Raw genomic sequence first — 20,042 nt, forward strand, 5'->3', positions numbered from 1 at the left:
CCCGCTCAGACGAGGACCATCCCGCCCTCGATGGGGATCACCTGGCCGGTGATGTAGTCGGAGTCCGGGCCGGCGAGGAACACGGCCGTGGGGACGAGGTCCTCGGGTTCGGCCGCGCGGCCGAGGAGGATGTCGCCGGCCAGCGCGTCGAACCCGGAATCCCCCTCGCCGATCCGCTCGAGGTCGCGGTCGAGCTTGTCCCACAAGGGAGTCCGCACCACGCCGGGCGAGAACGCGTTGACGGTGATGCGGTGTCCGGCCAGTGCCCGGGCGGCGGCCTGGGTCAGCGAGATCACGGCGGCCTTGCTCGCGCAGTACGGCGCGAAGCTGGCGAAGCCCTGCCGTCCGGCGATCGAGGCGGTGTTCACGATCTTGCCGCCGGTGCCCTGCCGGAGGAACTGGCGGGCGGCCTCCTGGCTGCCCACCACGACCCCGAAGGCGTTCACCCGGAAGATCCGGTCCCACACCGGCTCGGTGATGTCGAGGAACTTCTCCGGCTCGTTGAACCCGGCGTTGTTGAAGTACGCGTCCAGGCGGCCGAACTCCGCCGCGGCGAGCGCGATCGCGGCGCGGACCTCGGCGCGGTCGGTGACGTCGACCCGCGCGTGCACGGCGCGGCCGCCACTGTCGCGAATGGACCCGGCCACGGCGGCGGCTTCGGGTTCGTCCCGGTCGGTGACGACCAGGGCGGCGCCCTCCTGCGCCATTCCCCGGGCCAGCGCCGCGCCGATCCCGCGGCCCGCGCCGGTGACCAGGACCGTCCGGCCGGCCAGCCGGGCGGTCACGACCGGGCTCCGGCCGGGATGACGCGTTCCGCGCGCAGCGTCTCGAAGAGCCGCGCGAACGCGTCCACCGTGCTGGTGTAGCCGGTGAAGCCCGCCTTGCGGCTCTTGCTCATGTCGGTCAGGCACTCGATGGGCCTGCCGAGATCGCTGTCGGTGTGCCACCAGGACGCGACCCGGCCGATGTCGGCCTCGCGCAGCCCGTGGCGCTCGGCGATCCGGCGCCACACCGGGGCCGCGTCGAGCATCTGCTGCTCCAGCGGTGCCGGCTTGCCGTCGAACCCGGCCGGGGTGACCCCGAGCATCGCGGCGATCCGCGGCCACATCCACCGCCAGCGGAACACGTCCCCGTTGGCGATGTTGAACGCTTCGTTGCGGACGCCGGCCGTGGTCGCGGCCCAGATCATCTGGTCGGCGAGCAGGCCGGCGTCGGTCATGTCGGTGAGCCCGTTCCACTGGGTCTCCGAGCCGGGGAAGCGGAACTCGCGGCCGGTCTCCCGGCAGATCTCCGCGTAGACGGCCAGGGTCATGCCCATGTTCATGGCGTTGCCCACGGCGTGCCCGATCACCGTGTGCGCGCGGTGCACGCTCCAGGTGAAGCCGTGCCGCTCGGCGGCCGCGAAGAGCTCGTCTTCCTGGGCGTAGTAGAAGTTCGGCACGTCCAGCCGGGCCTCGTCCTCGTGGAACGGCGTGTCCGGCATGGCCCCGGCCGCGTACGCCTCGAAGGGACCGAGGTAGTGCTTGAGCCCCGTCATCAGGGCGACGTGCCGGGCGCTGCTCCCGGCGGCCGCCAGCACGTTGCGCACGATGCCCGCGTTGACTTCGATGTTCTCGGCTTCGGTCGGACGCCGCGACCACGCGGTGAGGAACACGTGCGTCGGTGCGACGTCCGCGAGTGCCGCGTCCAGGGCAGCCCGGTCCTCGAGGTCCACCCGCACCGACCTGACCCCGGCGAGGCCGGCCGGGCTCCGGGAGACCCCGGTGACCGCCCAGCCGCGTTCGGCCAGCCGTGCGGCCACCGCGGCCCCGGCGATCCCGGTGACCCCGACGACGAGTGCTGATTCGCTCACGTTCTCTTTCCTTTTCGGTTCAGGCGAGGGCCGGGGTGCGGCGGCGCACCCGGGTGTAGATCGCGGCCGCGATGAGGATCAGGACGCCCTGGAAGAAGTACTGCCAGCTCTGGTTCAGGTTCAGGAACGTCGTGGCGTTGAGCACTTCCTGGATGAGTGTGGCGCCCAGCAGCGTCCCGATGAACGACCCGCGCCCACCGGCGAGGCTGGCGCCACCGAGCACGACGGCGGTGATGCTGGAAAGTGTGTAGCTCACTCCTTGGGTCGGGTCGCCGACGCCGATCTGGGCCATCAGCAGCAGCGCGCCGAAGAAGGTGAGCACCGCGCACCCGACGTAGGCGAGCACGTGGATCCGGTCGACCTTGAGCCCGAGCCGGCGCGCCGATCCCTCGTTCGACCCGGCGGCCCGCAGCCCGTGCCCCCATCGGGTGAACCGCAGTGCCAGCTCCAGCGCGACGGCGACCACCACGGCCACGATGAACGCGATGGGCACGAACCCGACGGACGCCGTGACGACGTCGGTGACCGAGGCGCTGATGAACCCGCCCTGGAAGGGCCGCAGCAGCAGGGAAATCCCCTGCAGTCCGATGTAGAGGGTCAGGGTCGCGGCGACGGCGGTGAACCCGCCGAACCGGACCAGGACGCCGTTCAGCAGCCCGGACACCACGGCCACCGTGAGCATGATCACGAACGCCAGTGCGACCACGACCGGGGACGCGCCGTCGGTCACGAAGAACGAGGCGATGACCACGAGCAGCCCGGCGAGCGGGCCGACCGAGAGGTCGATGCCGCCGGTCATGATGGCGATCGTCTGGCCCAGGCTGATGAAGGCCAGCGCGGTGAGCAGGGTCAGCAGTGAGGTGACGTTGAACGGGGCGAGGAACCGGGCGTTGTGCGCGAAGGTGTACGCGCCCAGGGCCAGGATCACCAGCGCCAGCACCAGGCTGGGCGCGTAGTCGCCCTTGGCGAGGTCACGCAGGCGTGTCGCCTTGACCGGTGCCGCCTTCGCGGTGGGCGTCTCCTGACGATGCGTCGTGGCGTTGACGACCGCGCCGGTGATCTTCTCCTCGGTGACGTCCTCGCCGGTCAGCTCGGCGACGACGTGGCCGCGCGAGAACACCACGACGCGGTCGCACAGGCCTTCCAGTTCCTTGGCGTCGGAGGACACGACGACCACCGGCACGCCCGAGGCGGCCACGTCGCGCATGATCGTGTAGATCTCGGCGCGCGCCCCGACGTCGACGCCCTGAGTCGGCTCGTCGGCCAGCAACAGCCGCGGTGCGGCGAGCAGGGCGCGCGCCAGCACCACCTTCTGCTGGTTGCCGCCGGAGAGGGCCATCACGTTCGTTTCCGGTGAGGCCGTCTTCACCGACAGCTTGGCGAGCTCGGCCTCCACGCCGGAGCGTTCCCGGCCGGCCGCGACCACTCCCCCGCGAGCGAACGACGGCAACGCGCCGACCGCGGCGTTCTCCCGGACCGACATCGCGGGCAACAGGCCTTCGGTGTGCCGGTCGGCCGGCATGTAGGCCGTCGCCCCGACCAGGGCGCGGCCGCCGAGCCGCTCGCCGTCGAGCTCGATCCGCCCGGTGGCGGGCCGCAGTCCGGCGAGCGCACGCAGGAACTCGCTCTGGCCGTTGCCGACGATGCCCGCGAGTCCGACGATCTCCCCGTGGTGCGCGACCAGCCGCGCGTCGTGGAAGCCGGCGCCGGACAGGCCGTCGACTTCCAGGGCCACTTTCGCGGCCGCCGGGTCGGGGTGCTTGGCGGGGAACGTCGACGCCAGTTCCCGGCCGACGATCATCCGGAGCATCTCTTCGTCGGTCAGGTCGGCGACGTTCGCCTGGCCGCGCGCCCGGCCGTCGCGCAGCACGGTCACCTCGTCGGCGATCTCCCGCACCTCGGCGAGCCGGTGGGTGATGTAGACGACCGCGGTCCCGCGCGCGGTCGCCCGGCGCACCTGCTCGAAGAGGACCTCCGTCTGCTCGGGGCCGAGTGGGGCGGTCGGCTCGTCGAGGATCAGCACCTTGGGCTCGAGCGCGATGGCCTTCGCCAGCTCCAGCAGCTGCTTCTGCGCGACGCCGAGGTCGTCCACCCGGTCCTGCAGCCGCAGGTCGGAGCCGACCCGCCGCAGCAGTTCGGCCATCCACACCTTCGGATCGCCCGCGGGCAGCCGCTCGGCCGGCACGGCGAGCCGGATGTTCTCCGCGACCGTCAAGTCGGGCAGCACGGCCGGGTGCTGGTGCACGATCGCGATGCCGAGCCGGCTCGCCTGGTCCGCGGTCAGGACGGGGACCGGTTCGCCGGCGACGGTGATCCGGCCTTCGTCGGGCCGGACGGCGCCGGAGGCGATGCCCATCAACGTCGACTTGCCCGCGCCGTTTTCGCCCAGCAGCGCGTGCACGCGTCCGCCGACGACGTCGAGCGACACGTCGGACAGCGCCCGGACGGGGCCGTAGTGCTTGGAGACGCCGGAGAGGCTCAGCGCCGGAACCTCGGTCATGGTCTGCTTCCTCTACTTCAGGGCGGCGATCTGGTCGGACTTGGACAGGGAGCTGGACACGAAGGCGTCCGACGGCAGCTCCTTGTCGCAGGTGACCGGGTGCGGCTGGCCGGTGATCGAGTCCTCGAACGGCGACTGCGGGTAGACGATGGTCTGCGGCACCACGCCACCGGTGGCCTTGGCGACCGCGACGTCGATCGCCAGCCGGGACATGGCGTTCTGCGAGGAGACCGTGAACAGGGGGAACCCGCTGCCGGCGTCCTTCTGCTGCTGCCAGTTGCAGGCGAGCTGGTTGGCGTCCTCGGTGGCGATCGCCGGGATCTTCCGCCCGGCCTGGGCGAACGCGGAGAACGAGCTGGCCAGCGCGGCGCCGAAGTCCGTGGTGATGGCGTCGATCTCCGGGTTCTTCGCCAGCGCGGCGGTGATCACCTTCTGCGTCTGCGCGGCGTCCCAGTTGGTCACCTCGTACGGCGTGGTGCCGACGAACTGGATGTCCGGGTAGTCCTTGAGCACGCTCTGCATGCCCTTGTATTCGTCGAGGCTCTGCGAGTTCGCGGGCGGGCCGCCGAGGTTGAGGACCTTCCCCTTGCCGTTCAGGGCTTTCACCAGCCACTTGGCCCACAGCACACCGGCCTGTTCGAAGTTGGTGCTGACGAACGTGTCGTAGTCCTGGCCGGGCGTGCCACCGGGGTTGACCCGGTACGGAACGGTCACCACGCCGGCTTTGTGCGCGCTGCGCAGTGCGGGCAGCACGGCCTGGCCCGCGTCCGGGAACACCACGATCGCCTGCGTCCCCTTGGCCACCAGGCCCTGGATGTCGGAGATCGCCTTCTGCGTGTTGCCCTGACCGTCGGTGTAGGTGAACGACGTGACGCTGGCGCACTGAGCGACTTCGGCCTTGGCCTCGGCGGCGGTCACCTTGCGCCAGTTGTTGTCGCCGAAACCGTCGGCCAGCGCCAGCGAAACCTGCTTCGAGCCGCACCACGACGGCCCGTTCGCGCTCGCCGGCTTGCCGGCCTGTCCGCTGCCGGAGCCGTCGTCGCCGACCGCGCAGCCACCGGTGACGAGGGTGGCCGCGACCGCGCAGGACAGCAGTGTCCGGCGCACAGAGCTGGGGGACATGGGGAACCTTCCTAGTGCTGGGTCCGGGCTGCGGGACCGCGGCGGAACCACCCGCGCACGACAGCCCAGTCGACGGTGTAGACGGCGACGCCCGCGCCGAGCGCGACCGCCTGGACGATGTTGTTCGTCGCGGCGCTGACCCCGAGGGTCAGCACGAACTGGTCGAGCTGGCTCAGGAACAGCGCCGCGACCGCGCTCGCGACCGGGCTGCCCTTCCCCCCGAGCAGCGACGTCCCGCCGAGCACCACGGCCGCGACCGACGGCAGCAGCAGCGAGTCGCCCTGGAACGCCCCCGGCGTCGTCACGACTCCGGCGAGCAGGATGCCCGCGGTGCCGTAGAGCAGCGACGCGCCCACGTACGCGCCGAGCTGGTGTCGACGCACGCGTAGCCCCGCCAGCCCCGCGGCGGCCGGGTTGTCGCCGACCGCCTCGAACCGGCGTCCGGCCACCATGCGCTTCATCACGAACCCGGTCGCCGCGACGAGCACCGCGGCGAACCAGACCGAGTACGGCACGCCGAGGAACCGGCCGGTGGCCATCGCGTGCAGCGCGGCCGTGGTGCTCGCCGGCGATCCGCCGGACACCCCCAGCACCACGGCGTAGAGCAGCGCGTTCGTCCCCAGCGACGTCACGATCGCGGACATGCCCAGCCGGCTGACGACGAGCCCGTTGAGCAGCCCCGCGGCCAGTGCCGCGCCGTAGGCGAGCAGGATCGCCGGGAACAGTTTTCCGTTGTCCCCGTTGGGGTAGTGCGTCACGATGATGACACTGAGGGACACCGTGCCCGGCACCGACAGGTCGATCCCGGCCTGCTGCACGACCAGCGTCTGCCCGAGCGCGACCACGGCCAGCACGGCCGCGAAGGGCAGCATGCCCTGCAGCGAGCTGCGGCCGAGGCTCTCCGGCTGCAGCACCAGGCTGACGAGGAACAGCAGCAGGGTCGCGACCAGGATCGTGACCAATCCGCGCGAGGCACGCACCGGCGTCGTGCGCCGGAACGGGCCGGGCCGTCCGGGCGGCTTCGCGGTCCCCGGAGCCGGGGATGGCTCGGTGACCATCACGGAAACCCCTGTCGTGTCGCTCATCGCAGTGCTCCTCGGGTGCTCGTTCGCACCGGTTCGCGGGCAGGACGAATCGTGTCCACAGTGGATCGGGTGGACACTCGGGAATGGGCGGCCGCGGGCGTCTCCCCGCGGCGTGGGTTCAGCCGACCTTCACCAGCAGCTTCTGCGCGTCGCCGTCGGGGTCGAGCAGCCGGTCGAACCCGCGCGGCACGACGTCGGCCACGTCGATCACCTCGGTCAGCACGCGCTCGACCGGGAAGCGGCCGGTGCCGATGAGCGAAATGATCCGCGGGAAGTCGTAGACCGGGTAGCACCACGTGCCGACCAGGCTCAGGTCGCGCTGTGACAAGGCCATCGGGTCGATCGTCGCGGGCCGGACGTGCAAGCCGACCTGGGTCGCCGTGCCGTGCGACCGGAGCCCGCCCAGCGCCGCGGCGAGCCCGGCCTCCGAGCCCGAGCACTCGGCCGCGACGTCGGCGCCGACCCCGCCGGTGAGGGCGCGGACCACCGCCGGCACGTCCTCGGCCAGCGGGTCGAGCACGGTGGCGATGCCGAAGGCGTCGAGCAGGGCCCGCCGCCGGGGGTTGGGCTCGCTGACGATCACCTGTGCCGCCCCGGCCGCGTGGGCGTACAGCGCGGCGAGACCGCCGATCGGACCCGCACCGGTGACGAGGATGGTGTCCCCGGGGCGGAAGCCGGTGCGGTCGACGCCGTACGCGGCGACCGCGGCGGGCTCGACGAGGGCGCCCTGCACGTCCGTGACCGACTCGGGCAGCACGGCGATCTGGTAGTCCGGGACCACCACCTGTTCGCTGATCCCGCCGCCGTGCCAGCTGAGCCCCGTGCACGCCATCTCCGGGCAGAGGTGGTTGAGCCCGCGGCGGCAGTAGTAACAGTGTCCACAGTAGATCAGCGGCATCACCGCGACCCGGTCGCCGACGCGGACACCGGTGACGTCGGCCCCGATCTCCAGCACCTGCCCCGAAAACTCGTGTCCGAGGACCTGCGGGGCCGACGCACGGGAGAGCGGGTGCGGGCTCGTGGGGATGACGATCGGCCCGGCGGCGTACTCGTGCAGGTCGGTGCCGCAGATCCCGCACAGGGCCGGCCGGACGCGCACCTCGCGCGCCCCGACGCCGGCGGGTTCGGGCACGTCTTCGACCCGGATGTCGTGCTTGTCGTGGAAAACCGCGGCGCGCATGCTTCTCTCCTCGTACCCGTACCGAGGCCCGCAGCCGTGTTCCGGGCGCGGACGGGGCGTCTGGTGACCCGGGTCAACCCCGTCCGACGCCGTTGTGCAGCAACAGTGAACAGTGCGGGTTCTCGGGAGTCAAGACCGGACCGGCAAATTCTGCAAAGCGCGAGGTCACCGGCAGTTTGAGCTTGACATCACGCAACCCAGCGCTGTTCACTGCTGGCAAACGCACGGAGGAGACGCATGGACCTCGGATCCCGGCTGGGCCACCTGACCTACTCGACGCTCGTGCATCCCGGCGACACCTGGGACGAGATGAGCACCAGCCTCACGACCTACTTGCCCGAGGTGAAGCGCCGGGTGTCCCCCGACGCGCCGTTCGGCGTCTCACTCCGGCTGTCCGGTGCCTCCGCCGACGAGCTCGCGGGGGACGTCGCCGCGCGGGAGAAGGTGAAGCGGTACCTGGCCGAGAACGATCTGTACGTCTACACCGTGAACGCGTTCCCGCACGGGCCGTTCAAGGGCCGTTCGGTGATGGAGAACGTGTACGAACCGGACTGGAGCACGGAAGACCGCGTCACCTACACGACGCGCGTGGCCGACGTGCTCGCCGACATCGCCGCGGACGGTGTCGAGCCGACGATCCAGACGGTGCCGCTGGCGTACCGGCCCAAGGTCACCGGCGAACCGTACGTGGAACTGTTCACCCGCAACGTACTGCGGGTGGTGGCCCACCTCGTCCGGCTGGAACGCCGCACCGGGCGCCGCGTGAAGCTCGCCCTCGAGCCCGAACCGTTCTGCTTCCTCGAAACCATCGAGGAGACCGTCCGCTACTTCACCTCGCGGCTGTACTCCCGCGCCGCCGCCGAGACGCTCGCCGGGCTCGCGGACCTGCCGCTGGCGGAAGCCTACGGGGCGGTGCGCCGCCACGCCGGGATCGTGTTCGACATCGGCCACCAGGCCGTGGAATTCGACGACATCCCGGCCTCGCTCGACCTGCTCGCCGAGGCCGGCGTGCCGATCTTCAAGCTCCAGCAGGCCGCCGCACTCTGGGTCCCCGAGGTGACCGGCGACGTCGTCCGCGAACTCGAACGCTTCACCCACACCATCTACCTGAGCCAAACGTCCGAGATCCGCGACGGGACTCTCAAGCGGTACCTGAACCTCACCGACGCGATCGCCGCCTGGCAGCGGGACCCGGGCGGGCCGCGCGAATGGCGCACCCACTTCCACGTCCCGGTGTTCCTGGACGACCTGGGCCCGTTCCGCACCACGAGGTTCGCCGTCGAACAGGCACTGGACCGGCACCGCACACAGCCGCAGTCGACCCACCTCGAGATCGAGACCTACACGTGGGACGTGCTGCCCGACGACCTCAAGACCGGCGACATCACCGACTACGTGGTCCGGGAGCTGGAGTTCGTCCGGGACCGGCTCGCCGGCGACCCGGCGGCTTGACCCGAGGCGGCGTCAAGTTACAGTGAACAGCGTTGACCGATGGGGAGGAGCACGACGTGGCGGGGAAGAACGACGCGGCAGCCGAGCACCCGGCGGCCGCGAACATCGGCGAGCAGCTGCGCGCCCGCCGGCAGGCGGCCGGGCTCTCGCTGCGGCAGTTCGCGCGCGACCTCGGCGTCTCGGCCGCGTTCGTCTCCCAGATCGAGAACAACAAGTCGCAGCCGTCGGTGGCGACGTTGTACTCGATGTGCAGTGCCTTGAACGTCTCCATCGACGAGCTGTTCAGCAGCGCCGGCGCGGCCGCGGCGCCGGTCGCGGTCCCGGAAAAGCACAGCTTCCACGGTGCCTTGGCGAAGCTCAACGAGGAGCAGGCGGACCAGGCGAGCCCGATGCTGCGTCCCGGCGAACGCCGTCAGCTGGTGCTGGACACCGGAGTCGTCTGGGAGCAGCTGTCCCCGATCCACGACAGTTCCGTCGACTTCCTGCGCGTGCGCTACGAAGTGGGCGGCAGCTCGGTGCCCGACGAGAAACTGACCCGCCACTCCGGGATCGAGTACGGCTACATCCTCAGCGGCACGCTCGAGGTCGCGCTCGCGTTCGAGACCTACGAGCTGCACGCGGGCGACTCGATCGCGTTCGACTCCACGACCCCGCACCGCCTGACCAACCGGGGCGACGTCCCGGTCGAAGCGGTGTGGTTCGTCCACGGCCGGAAGGCCGCCCACTGACGGTTCGGATCCAGGAGTGCCCGGTGTCCGATGCGGCTTCCCCGCCACTCTGCTTCGCCTTCACCGCCACGGTCCGGGAGCGTGGTGCCCGGCCCGTGGATCGGCTCGCCACGGAAGCCGACCTGCTGCGCTGGCTCGACGCCGCCGGCCTGCTCGCCACTCCCGTGGCCGCCGGCGACGAGCTGCTGACACCGGCTCATGAGCTGCGCGAGGTGATCTACCGCGCCGGTACCGCCGTCGCCGCCGGCGAGCTGCCCACCGCGTGCGACGAGGCCCTGCTGAACCGGTGGGCCGCCCGGAGCAGCGCGACCCGGGTGCTGGACCACGGCCGCGCCGGCTGGGTCTTCCCGGCCGACCGGCCGGTGCACGCGGCGCTGGCCCTGGTCGCGGTCGACGCCGTCGAGACCCTCGGCGGCGGCCACCCGATCCGCACCTGTGCCGATCCGGGTTGCCGAGCTCTGTTCGCGGACTTCAGCCGGCCGCGCAACCGCCGCTGGTGCTCCATGGCGACGTGCGGCAACCGGGCGAAAAAGGCGCACCAGCGAGCGTTCAAGGACGGCCTTTCGTGATGACACCGGGAACCAGACGGGAAACCAGCTTCTCGAGCTCACCCCGGTGCTCGAGTCCTCCGGTACCCGCATCCTCGTCGACCACTGCGGCCGACCGGACCCAACCGCGGGGCTCGACACCCCCGGCTTCCGCGAACTGCTGCGCTGGGGAAAGACCGGACGGGCGTTCGTCAAGCTTTCCGGCCTGGCCAAAGCATCCCGCGAGCCGTACCCCCACGACGACCTGAACGCATCGACTACGCGCCGCTCCTCGACCTGCTCGCCCGCCACATCGCCGACGCCGGTGACCGTCAGCAGATCCTCGGCACCACTCCGCACCGCCTGCTCGGCCTCTGACCATCAGGCGGAGTTCCCGCACGCTGCCGCCGATGCGCGGCCATCCGGACCGGCGGCAATGTCGTTGGTGCGGCGGCTCATGGCACATCAGCCCTTTCGGCGGCGCGGATGGTGGCGTCGGCATCCGCCTGGACGAGGTAGCCGTCGCGGACGTTCTGGTTCGTGACCTGGCGGACCGCGCGGACGTACTGCGCATGGGTCGGGTAGAGCTCGCGCAAGGTGGTGTCGTCGAACGGGATCCAGGTGCCGCCCTGCGCGCAGGCGCTGTCGCGGTCGGGTGTGAGGCCGGTGTTCCAGCCCGTGTTGCGTTCGGTCGGCGCGGCGACCGCGGCGAGCCGGATACCGCCCTTGATGATCTGATAGGCATCCCGCTCGGCGGTGGCCGGCCTGGTCGAGGTGTCGGTCACCTCGATCCGCGGGGCCGCGGGTGGCCGGGTACCGCGGGCGACCCAGCGGACGATGTGGTCGAACATCGCGTCGAGCACGTACTCGTAGGGCACGTTGCTGCGGGCCGGCGCCACACAGGGCGCGGTCGGCCCGGCCGGCAGGCCCGACACTCCCGCGTCGCGGAGCCGGACCGGGTTGTTCACCAGGTAGGCGTGCCGGTCGGAGTGGGACGCGCCCGCGATCTCCCAGTAGACGAACCGGCCGGTGTCCGGCTGGCGGCGAGCGGCCTGGCCGGAGAGCACGTCGTACTCGCTGGCCGTCTTGAACACTTTGGTGCTCAGGTCGGTCCGCAGTCCGACGCCGCCGTCGACGATCGCGATGGCGTCGTACACCGGTGCGATCGGGTGGACGGAGTTCGCGTACGTGGTCAGCCGGGACGCCGACTGCGACTGGCCGGTCGCGATCAGCGTCCGTACGTCGAGTCCCGGCACTGGGTTCGCGCCGCGTGGACGCCGCAGGGCCTGTGCGGCCTGGCTGAACACGTCGTAGGACAGCGCGTCGTCGGTGACCGTGCCGCCGTCGGTCAGGTCGAGTGAGCCGTACCGGCCGGGGCTCCACGCCTTGAGCCCGCGTGGGGAGTGGACGCCGGTGCCCTGGGCACTGACGCCGACCCAGACGTAGCCGGCTTCCAGCAGGTGCCGGAACGAGCGGCTCCACACGACCTCGTAGTCGAACGTGTTGGTCACGTTGTACCACTCGACGACGGCGGTGCCGTTGAACTTCTTCGGTGAGATCGGGCGCCGGACCACGATTCTCGTGCGGTACTCGTGCCCGCCGTCGACGACCGTGCCGGTGGCGCCGTCCGGCGTCGTGTAACGGTTGGCGGTGCCATCGATGAAGTACTCCTCTTCGACGTACCCGTACGCCCGGAGGTTCTGGTCGGTGGCGAAGAACGGGTAGTCGTGGGAGGGGTCACCGGGTGGTGCCTTCGCCGGGATCGGCCCGGTGACCACCGGCGAAGGCACGACCGCCGGGCCGGCGGGCGGGGTCGCGGGTGCCGATTCGGTGGCCGCGATCGGACCGGTCGCCAGGCCGGCCAGAAGGGCCGCGGCGACAAGGAAAACGCGCATCTCGGAACACCTCGATCTCGCCGGTGGACCGGGGCCGGCTGGAGCGTCGAAGAAGTACTCGCCCCCGGGTGGTGAACGTGCGGGTGAAGCGCTCGCCGGAAGATCCTTTGTGGACCTCGAGGAAGGTCCGCCAGGTGGACCCGGCGAACCGACCCACGGGACGAACGATAGGACGAAATCCGACACGGGCGCAATACACCCGATCGTCTCAACGCGCCGGGAGGCAGTCCGGGACGCGTCTCCCGGTCCGAAGTCGGGACCGCCCGACCACTTTGCCCGCAACGAGTGAAGCGCTCACTGCGGCCGCACCCTTCCCTGTTCCGACACTGGGGCGTATATGTACTACCTAGTACGTTCACGGGCAAGGAGGCCACGTGACAGCTCGAGACGGCCGTTTCCTCGTCGGTCTCATCGGTGCGGGTATCGGCACCTCGCTGAGCCCGGCACTGCACGAGCGTGAAGCCGGGAAGTTCGGGCTGGCCTACCAGTACCGCCTGCTGGACCTGGACGAACTCGGCGTTCCGGTCGGCGAGGTCGTGGCCGCGGCTCGGCTGGCCGGGTTCGACGGACTCAACATCACGCACCCGGTCAAGCAGCTCGTGCCGGCCCACCTCGATGCTCTCTCCCCCGACGCGGCGGCGCTGGCCGCGGTCAACACCGTCGTGTTCACCGGACAGGAAGCCATCGGGCACAACACGGACCTGCCCGGCTTCGCCCGTGGTCTCACGGCCGGCCTGCCGGACGCGGTACTGGAGCAGGTGGTGGTCCTCGGCGCGGGCGGCGCGGGGGCCGCGGTCACGCACGCCCTGCTGTCCCTGGGCGCGCGCGAACTCCGGGTGTTCGATGTCGACCACGAACGCGCCGGGACACTGGTCGCCTCGCTCACCGCGCGGTTCGGCGAGGGCCGGGCGACGGCGGAACCGCTGACCGCGCTCGCCGACGCGACACGTGCCGCGGACGGGCTCGTCCACGCGACGCCGACCGGCATGGAAGGACATCCCGGCCTGCCGCTGCCCGCGGACCTGCTCCACCCGAAGCTCTGGGTCGCCGACGTGGTCTACCGGCCACTGGACACGGAGTTGCTGATCGCGGCCCGGGCGCGTGGCTGCCGGGTGCTCGGCGGCGGCCGGATGGCGGTGTTCCAGGCAGCCGACTCCTTCCGTCTGTTCACCGGTCTCGAGCCGGATGTCGAGCGGATGCTGCGTCACTTCGACTCGCTCACCACGCAAGGAAGGGTGGCTGCCCATGCTCACCGTTGAGCGCCGCGGCGCGACCTCGTCTTCCGAATCCAGCAGCACCGGCGCCGCCGGCACGCGACGCCTCGGCATCGCGACGGCATGCCTGTCGGGTGCCCTCGACGACAAGCTGTCCGCCGCCGCGGCGGCCGGCTTCCACGGCATCGAAGTCTTCGAACACGACCTCGTGGCGTCCTCGTGGTCACCGAGTCGGGTACGCCAGGAATGCGCCCGGCTCGACCTGTCGATCGACTTGTACCAGCCGTTCCACGACTTCGAGGCCGTACCGCCGGACGTGCTCGCCACCAATCTCCGCCGCGCCGAGCGGAAGTTCGACGTGCTGGAGCAACTGGGCACGGACACCTTGCTGGTCTGCTCGTCCACGTCACCGCACGCGGTGGACGACGACGACCTCGCCGCCGAACAGCTGCACCTGCTCGCCGACCGGGCCGCGGCCCGCGGGCTGCGGATCGCCTACGAGGCCCTGGCCTGGGGTCGGTTCGTCGACACCTACCAGCACGCCTGGCGGATCGTGCGCCGCGCCGACCACCCCGCGCTGGGTCTGTGCCTGGACAGCTTCCACGTGCTCGCCCGCGGCGACGATCCCGCGGGAATCCGCGTCGTGCCCGCGGAGAAGATCTTCCACCTGCAACTCGCGGACGCCCCACGCCTCGTCATGGACGTGCGGGAGTGGAGCCGGCATCACCGGTCGTTCCCCGGGCAGGGTTCGTTCGACCTCACCGGTTTCGCGGGCCACGTGCTCGCGACCGGCTACGCGGGCCCGCTGTCGCTCGAGGTGTTCAACGACGTCTACCGCCAGACCGACCCGTGGCACGCGGCCGTCGACGCGATGCGCTCGCTGCTCGCCATGCAGGAGTCCGTCGTGATGAGCGGCCTTCCGCCGGCATCCCTGCTCGGCGGCCACGTGTTCACCGAACTCACCGTGGACGAGGTGTCGGGCCCGGCGATGGCGCACACGCTGACGAGGCTCGGGTTCACCCACACCGGACAGCACCGCTCCAAGCCCGTCCAGCTGTGGCAGCAGGGCGAGGCCAGAATCCTGCTGAACCTCGGGTCACAACGGACGGTCGCCCCGGGGACGGCCATGATTTCCGCACTGGCACTGGAAAGCAGCGACCCCGCCGGTTCGGCCCGGCGTGCCGAACGCCTGCTCGCGCCCGTGCTGCCCCGGGCGCGCCGTCCCGAGGAGGCGGACCTGTCGTCGGTGGCCGCGCCCGACGGCATGGAGATCTTCTTCTGCCGCAACGAGGGCTGGCCGGACGACTTCGTCCCCACCGGCAACGCGATTCCCTCGGCCCTGCTGACCGGTACCGACCACGTGTCACTCACCGAGTCGGTCGACGACTTCGACCAGAGCTCGCTGTTCTACCGATCGGTGCTCGGGCTCGAACCGGACCACACCGTCGAGCTGACCGCGCCGTTCGGGCTGATTCGCAGCCGGGCGGCGAGCGATCCGGCCCACCACGTCCGGATCACTCTCAACACCGCGCCACTGCGCCGGGGCGACTGGGCACCCGCGGTCCCCAACCCCCAGCACGTCGCGTTCACCACCAGCGACATCTTCGCCGCCGCGAAGGCCGCCCGCGCACGTGTGCTGCGTATCCCGGACAACTACTACGAGGACCTCGACGCCCGCGTCGCCCTGCCCGCCGAGCTGCTCGCCACCCTGCGCGCGCACTCCGTGCTCTACGACCGCGACGAGCACGGCGAGTACCTGCACTTCTACACCGAGATCGTCGGCTCGAGAGTGTTCTTCGAAGTGGTGCAACGCGTCGACGACTACGCCGGGTACGGCGCGGCCAACACCCCCGTGCGTATGGCCGCGCACCGCCGCAGCCGGCTGAGCGCTCTCCGGGAGACGGCGGACGCCCACGACCACGGGCACGACTACTCCCTGGCCCACCTGACCGCGCTGAGCCTGTCCCCGCCCGAACTGGTGGCTGCGGCGGCGAACGCCGGCTATCGCTACGTCGGCCTGCGCCTGACCCGGGTGACCCGGGAGGAACCGCACTACCCGCTGGCCACCGATCCCGCGCTCATGCGCGCGACGAAGGCACGTCTGGCGGCCACGGGTGTCGAGGTCCTCGACATCGAGCTCGCCCGGATGGGGCCCACCGACGAGCCACGCGACTTCCTGCGCGTCCTCGAAGCCGGCGCCGAGCTGGGCGCGCGGCACGTCATCACGCAACTTCCCGACCCCGATCCGGTCCGCAAGGTCGACCACTTCACCGAACTGTGCGACCTGGCCCGCCCGCTCGGCCTGACCCTCGACCTGGAATTTCCGTCCTGGACCGAAACCGGCGACCTCACCGAGGCCGTCCGCGTCCTGCGCGCCGCCGGCCGGCCCAACGCCGGGCTCCTGATCGACGTACTGCACTTCGCGCGGTCCGGCTCCAGCATCGACGAACTCCGCGAACTACCGCGTGAGTGGTTCCACTTCGCCCACGTCTGCGACGCACCCGGCGAAATCCCCGCCACGACCGCCGGACTGATCTACACCGCTCGCTTCGAGCGCCTGTTCCCCGGTGAGGGCGGCCTCGACGTGCCCGGCATCCTCGCCGCGCTCCCACCCGGAATCCCGTACACGTTGGAGATCCCTCGCGCGATGCTCGTCGCCCAAGTCGGCGCGAGCGAACACGCCCGCCTCGCCCTCGCCGCTACCCGCCGCCACCTCGACGCGGTCAGGTTTCAGGCGGCGAACTGATCGTCCGGCGTGCCTGCGCGCCGGGCGAACGCCGGAGCTCGCTCAGGTCGCAACCCCACGCCGACGAGATACACCGCGAACGTGCGCAGGACCGGCAACCACTGTGCCGCGGTCATGAGCCGGCCCGCCGGACCTGCCTGCCTCCGGACACGAGGGGGCCGGCGAGGTCGGCGTGCATGATCCGCTGCAGGGCCTGCACCAGCAGCAGCGACGGCAACCGGCGCCGCCGGATCCGGGCCAGGTCCACCGCGCTCACCGCGCCCCGCTGTAGCCGCCCGGCCAGCAGGGCCGCGGTCGCGACGGCGTCCTGGACGGCGAGGTTGATGCCCACACCCCCGACCGGCGACATGGCGTGCGCGGCGTCCCCGATGCACATCAAGCCCTCGACGTGCCACCGGCGCAGCCGGTTGAGCCGGACGTCGAGAAGCTTGACGTCGTCCATCGAGACCAGCTCGCCGACCCGGTCGGCGTACTCCGGGAGGAGTTCGGCCACATCACGCCGGAACGCGTCGATGCCGCGGGCACGCAGCCGGCTGTCGGTGCCCTTGCGGGCGACATACCCGATCTGGAAGTAGCCCTCCCGCGGGATGACGATCGCGAACCGTCCCCGGCCCGGCCGCCGCGTCAGCCGGCCGATCTGTTCGCCTGCCCGACGCGAGAGCCGGAACCACCAGGTGTCGAACGGAACGCCGAACTCGGTCACCCCCAGCCCGGCCGCCGCGGGCAGGACCGAACTCCGGCCGTTGCACGCCACCGTGAGGTCGGCCCGGATCTCGCCTTCGACGTCCTCGCCGCCGGGCCCGCTCGTGCGGTAGCGGACTCCGGCGACCCGGCCGCGCTCGTGGATCAGCGAGGTCACCGCCGTACCCGTTTCGAGCCGGAACGCCGGCTCCGCCCGCGCGGCGTCGGCGAGCAGATTCAGCAGGTCCCACTGGGGAACGATCGCCACGTACGGATGCCGCACGCCCCACCTGCGCAACGCGCCGAAATCACCGATCCGCCGGACCCCGCCGTCGCCGTCGGGCAGGACCACGTCGGTGATCCGCGTCTGCGGCAGCCGTGCGAACCGCTCCCCCAGTCCCAGCTCGTCGAGCAGCTGCAGGGTCGCCGGATGCACGGTGTCGCCGCGGAAGTCGTGCAGGAAGTCCTCGTGCTTCTCCAGCACCGTGACCTCGACCCCGGCCCTCGCGAGCAGCAGCCCCAGCACCATGCCCGCCGGGCCACCGCCCACGACGCAACACGTCGTCCGCTCCACAGCGTCCCCCCGTCGACCGCACCCCACCACCTTGTACACCCGACGGGCCGGCAGTCTCGGGCCCGCGGCGCGGACGGGAGTATTCAGGGCAGCTTTGCCGCACGAACGTTCCCTAGGAGGATCGGCAGATGTGCTGCGCGGCCAGGTATCCGAAGACCAGCCCGGCTCCGATCTGGCACCCCGGCCCCGGGTACTCCGAGGCGGTCGTCGACATCGCGTCGTTGCCGCACGCGTACAGCCCGCGCACCGGATCACCGTGCTCGGCGAGAACCTGGGCGTTCGCGTTGACGCGGAGGCCCAACGTGGTCGCCAACGGGGTGGGGACCACGGCGATCGCGTAGAACGGCGGCTGCTCGATGGCTCCGACGTGGTTCGCCGCACCGACAGTCCTCTTCAGACCACAAGGGTCGACGCCGATCGTCTCGGCGAGTTCTTCGATGGTCCGTCCGATGTGGAGGTAGCCATCCTCGATGTGCCGGCGGAGAACGTTCCCCCGGGCGTGGGGACGGATCATGCCCAGCCCGTGCCGCTTCAGCGTGTGCGCGTCGAGGATCAGCCACGCCGGGATCGCGTCCGTCGCGGCGTACATCGCCCGGACGAAACGGTGGTAGGACACCGACTCGTCCACGAACCGCCGGCCCGCCGCGTTCACCGCCACGATGCCCGGCTTGGCTCGATCCCAGATGTGCGGGAAAACCGCCGTGGACCCGTTCCGCCGGCGCCCGAGCGAACTCGGGAACCACATCGCGTTGTCGTCGCGCGGCTCGGCCAGGACGCCGCCGACCGACCGGGCCAACGCGATGGTGTCACCCGTGGCGCCTTCGGCGGCCGGTGTGAACTGCGGCGTCGGCGACGGCAGGTGCTCGGCGCGCAGGTCCGGGTTCGCCGGGAACCCGCCGCCGGCGAGGACGACGCCGCGGCGGGCCGTCACGCGCACCAGCCGCCCTCGGTGGGACACGACCGCACCCGTCACCCGGCCCGAGGCATCGGTCGTCAGCTCGGTCGTGCGCGCGGTGAACCAGACGTCCCCGGAGCGGCGCGTGAGCTGGTCGTAGAGGGCGGCGACGAGCGCGTTGCCCATGGTCAGGCGCGTCCCGCGAGGGTGGCGGAGGCGGTCGAACACCCACCTCGCGCCGAGGCGGAGGGCCAGTGCCGTCGCGCGCACCGAGACGTCGAACACCTTCACCAGCTGGTCGGCCTCGCGCCGGCGGATCATGAGCGTCCCGCCGAACAACGCGAACTCCGGTATCGGCCACCGCACCCGGCCGAAGCCGGCGAGCCGCCGGGCGTCGAACGGGTGCGGCTCGAGCGCCCTGCCGACACCGGATCCGGGCAGGTCGGGGTGGTAGTCGACGACGCTCGCCGAGTGCAGGAAGCCGAGCCCAAGCCGTTCGAAGAACTCGATCGCCTCGGGCCCGTGGTGCAGGTAGGACTCCCGCAGTTCGCGCGGCGCCCGGTCGCCGACGAGCGCGTCGAGGTACCGGCCCGCCTCCGCGACGTCGGCGGCCGGGTCGGGCTGGTGCCGGTGGCCCGGGATCCATGACGTCCCGGCCGAGTAGGCGCTCGTGCCACCCAGCCACTCCGTCTTCTCCAGCACCAGCACCGAAAGTCCCTCGGCAGCCCCGGCGACGGCCGCCGCGAGGCCGGCCGCGCCGGAGCCGAGGACGAGCAGGTCGACCTCGGTCACGCCTGGGCCGGCAGCACGGTCGGCAGGATCGACGGCGGCATCGGGCCCTTGTTCCGCCGGCCCTGCGTCGTCTCTTCCCAGGCGTGGGCCAGGATCCCGACGCTGCGGCTGAGCACGAACAACCCCCTCGCGAGCGGCGGCGGAAACCCCAGCTCGGCGTAGATCACCGCGGTGGCGCCATCGATATTCATCGGGATCGGCTTGGACCGGCCCCTGTTCAGCAGTTCCTCCACCGCACGCGCCGCGCGCAGATGGCTCCCCGCCACGACACCATCGGCGACGGCCTCGTCCACCAGCCCCAGCAAGGGATCCCGGCGCGGGTCACGCGGGTGGAAGCGGTGACCGAAGCCGGGCAGGTAGCGGCCGTGCTTCCGGAAGTCCGTCACGACGGCTTCGGTCGCGGCTTCGAGGGACTCGCCGGCGGCTTCGCGCTCGACGATCGCCGACAGCAGTTCGACGCACTGCTGCCCGGCGCCGCCGTGGGAGTCGCCCAGCGCGTTGACCCCGGATGCCATCGCGTTGTTGAGGCCCACTCCGCAGGTCGCCGTCATCCGCGCGATCGCGATCGACGGCGCTTGCGGACCGTGGTCCACCGACGCCACCATCGCGGCTTCGAGCAACGCCGCTTCCCGGGCCGACGGGCTCGTCCCGCGCACCATCAGCCAGATCGTGGCGACGAAACCGTGGGAGCCGATCAGCTCCTGCACCGGGATTCCGCGCAGTTCGACCACGCCCGGTTCCATGCGGCAGATCGCGGTGGCCCACCAGTCGGCCACGGCAGTCGTTCCGGCGTCCATTT

At 71.4% G+C, this 20,042-nt stretch carries 13 protein-coding genes and 4 pseudogenes; 7 read left to right on the top strand and 10 right to left on the bottom strand.

Annotated elements, in window-relative coordinates; genetic code table 11:
- Positions 1-5: 5 nt before the first annotated feature.
- The 6 genes from ABFJ78_RS33670 to ABFJ78_RS33695 all read right to left on the bottom strand — a co-directional run bounded on the left by ABFJ78_RS33670 (position 6) and on the right by ABFJ78_RS33695 (position 7,739).
- A complete protein-coding gene (locus ABFJ78_RS33670) occupies positions 6-785 on the bottom strand; it encodes an SDR family NAD(P)-dependent oxidoreductase (protein WP_436390931.1) in 780 nt (259 codons plus the stop codon).
- The gene (locus tag ABFJ78_RS33675; protein ID WP_436390933.1) at positions 782-1,852 is read right to left on the bottom strand and encodes an SDR family oxidoreductase; all 1,071 of its coding nucleotides are present in this window, start codon (positions 1,850-1,852) and stop codon (positions 782-784) included. Before ABFJ78_RS33675 ends, ABFJ78_RS33670 begins: the two co-directional genes overlap by 4 nt.
- Before the next feature lie 19 nt (positions 1,853-1,871).
- Entirely contained in the window at positions 1,872-4,352 is a 2,481-nt protein-coding gene (locus tag ABFJ78_RS33680; RefSeq protein WP_436390935.1) for an ATP-binding cassette domain-containing protein, read from the bottom strand.
- Between the two features lie 12 nt (positions 4,353-4,364).
- Positions 4,365-5,474, bottom strand: a complete 1,110-nt coding sequence (locus tag ABFJ78_RS33685) for a substrate-binding domain-containing protein (protein WP_436390937.1) — start codon at positions 5,472-5,474, stop codon at positions 4,365-4,367.
- 11 nt (positions 5,475-5,485) lie between these two features.
- Positions 5,486-6,559: an ABC transporter permease gene (locus tag ABFJ78_RS33690; RefSeq protein ID WP_436390938.1), complete on the bottom strand. Its 1,074-nt coding sequence runs from the start codon at positions 6,557-6,559 to the stop codon at positions 5,486-5,488.
- Positions 6,560-6,677: 118 nt separating this feature from the next.
- Positions 6,678-7,739, bottom strand: coding sequence for a 2,3-butanediol dehydrogenase (locus ABFJ78_RS33695; protein WP_436390939.1), 1,062 nt, complete (start codon positions 7,737-7,739; stop codon positions 6,678-6,680).
- Between the two features lie 237 nt (positions 7,740-7,976).
- On the opposite strand from ABFJ78_RS33695, the gene eboE reads away from it, so the two are divergent.
- The 4 genes and pseudogenes from eboE (at position 7,977) to ABFJ78_RS33715 (ending at position 10,990) form a co-directional block, all read left to right on the top strand.
- Positions 7,977-9,191 carry a metabolite traffic protein EboE gene (gene eboE, locus ABFJ78_RS33700; protein ID WP_436390940.1) on the top strand — a complete coding sequence of 405 codons (1,215 nt, stop codon included), beginning with the start codon at positions 7,977-7,979 and terminating at the stop codon, positions 9,189-9,191.
- A 32-nt stretch (positions 9,192-9,223) separates the two neighbouring features.
- Entirely contained in the window at positions 9,224-9,919 is a 696-nt protein-coding gene (locus tag ABFJ78_RS33705) for a helix-turn-helix domain-containing protein (protein WP_436390941.1), read from the top strand.
- A gap of 23 nt (positions 9,920-9,942) precedes the next feature.
- Positions 9,943-10,455: pseudogene (locus ABFJ78_RS33710) on the top strand (CGNR zinc finger domain-containing protein); the annotation flags it as partial.
- Entirely contained in the window at positions 10,355-10,990 is a 636-nt protein-coding gene (locus ABFJ78_RS33715; RefSeq protein WP_436390943.1) for an amidohydrolase family protein, read from the top strand. The pseudogene ABFJ78_RS33710 and the gene ABFJ78_RS33715, both read left to right, overlap by 101 nt.
- Here ABFJ78_RS33715 and ABFJ78_RS33720 read toward each other — a convergent pair.
- A complete protein-coding gene (locus ABFJ78_RS33720) occupies positions 10,902-12,341 on the bottom strand; it encodes an alpha/beta hydrolase domain-containing protein (protein ID WP_436390945.1) in 1,440 nt (479 codons plus the stop codon). The two genes, ABFJ78_RS33715 and ABFJ78_RS33720, sit on opposite strands and share 89 nt — an antisense overlap.
- A 374-nt stretch (positions 12,342-12,715) precedes the next feature.
- Here ABFJ78_RS33720 and ABFJ78_RS33725 point away from each other — a divergent pair, with 374 nt between their 5' ends.
- From ABFJ78_RS33725 to ABFJ78_RS33735, 3 genes and pseudogenes are all read left to right on the top strand, one after another.
- Complete coding sequence (locus ABFJ78_RS33725) at positions 12,716-13,600, top strand: shikimate dehydrogenase (RefSeq protein WP_436390947.1); 885 nt, start codon at positions 12,716-12,718, stop codon at positions 13,598-13,600.
- Between the two features lie 67 nt (positions 13,601-13,667).
- Positions 13,668-15,443 (top strand): annotated as a pseudogene (locus ABFJ78_RS33730) (TIM barrel protein); the annotation flags it as partial.
- 102 nt (positions 15,444-15,545) lie between these two features.
- Positions 15,546-16,301, top strand: a pseudogene (locus tag ABFJ78_RS33735) (sugar phosphate isomerase/epimerase family protein); the annotation flags it as partial.
- On the opposite strand, the pseudogene ABFJ78_RS33740 reads toward ABFJ78_RS33735, so the two are convergent.
- From ABFJ78_RS33740 to ABFJ78_RS33750, 3 genes and pseudogenes are all read right to left on the bottom strand, one after another.
- Positions 16,286-17,511 (bottom strand): annotated as a pseudogene (locus tag ABFJ78_RS33740) (FAD-dependent oxidoreductase). The pseudogenes ABFJ78_RS33735 and ABFJ78_RS33740 overlap by 16 nt on opposite strands.
- 157 nt (positions 17,512-17,668) lie before the next feature.
- Positions 17,669-19,243 (bottom strand): FAD-dependent oxidoreductase, encoded by a 1,575-nt coding sequence (locus tag ABFJ78_RS33745; RefSeq protein ID WP_436390949.1) that lies wholly within the window; start codon positions 19,241-19,243, stop codon positions 17,669-17,671.
- Positions 19,240-20,040 (bottom strand): citryl-CoA lyase, encoded by an 801-nt coding sequence (locus ABFJ78_RS33750; RefSeq protein ID WP_436390951.1) that lies wholly within the window; start codon positions 20,038-20,040, stop codon positions 19,240-19,242. Before ABFJ78_RS33750 ends, ABFJ78_RS33745 begins: the two co-directional genes overlap by 4 nt.
- Positions 20,041-20,042 lie beyond the last annotated feature (2 nt).

Source organism: Amycolatopsis sp. MEPSY49 (assembly GCF_051337345.1).
GTDB lineage: Bacteria > Actinomycetota > Actinomycetes > Mycobacteriales > Pseudonocardiaceae > Amycolatopsis.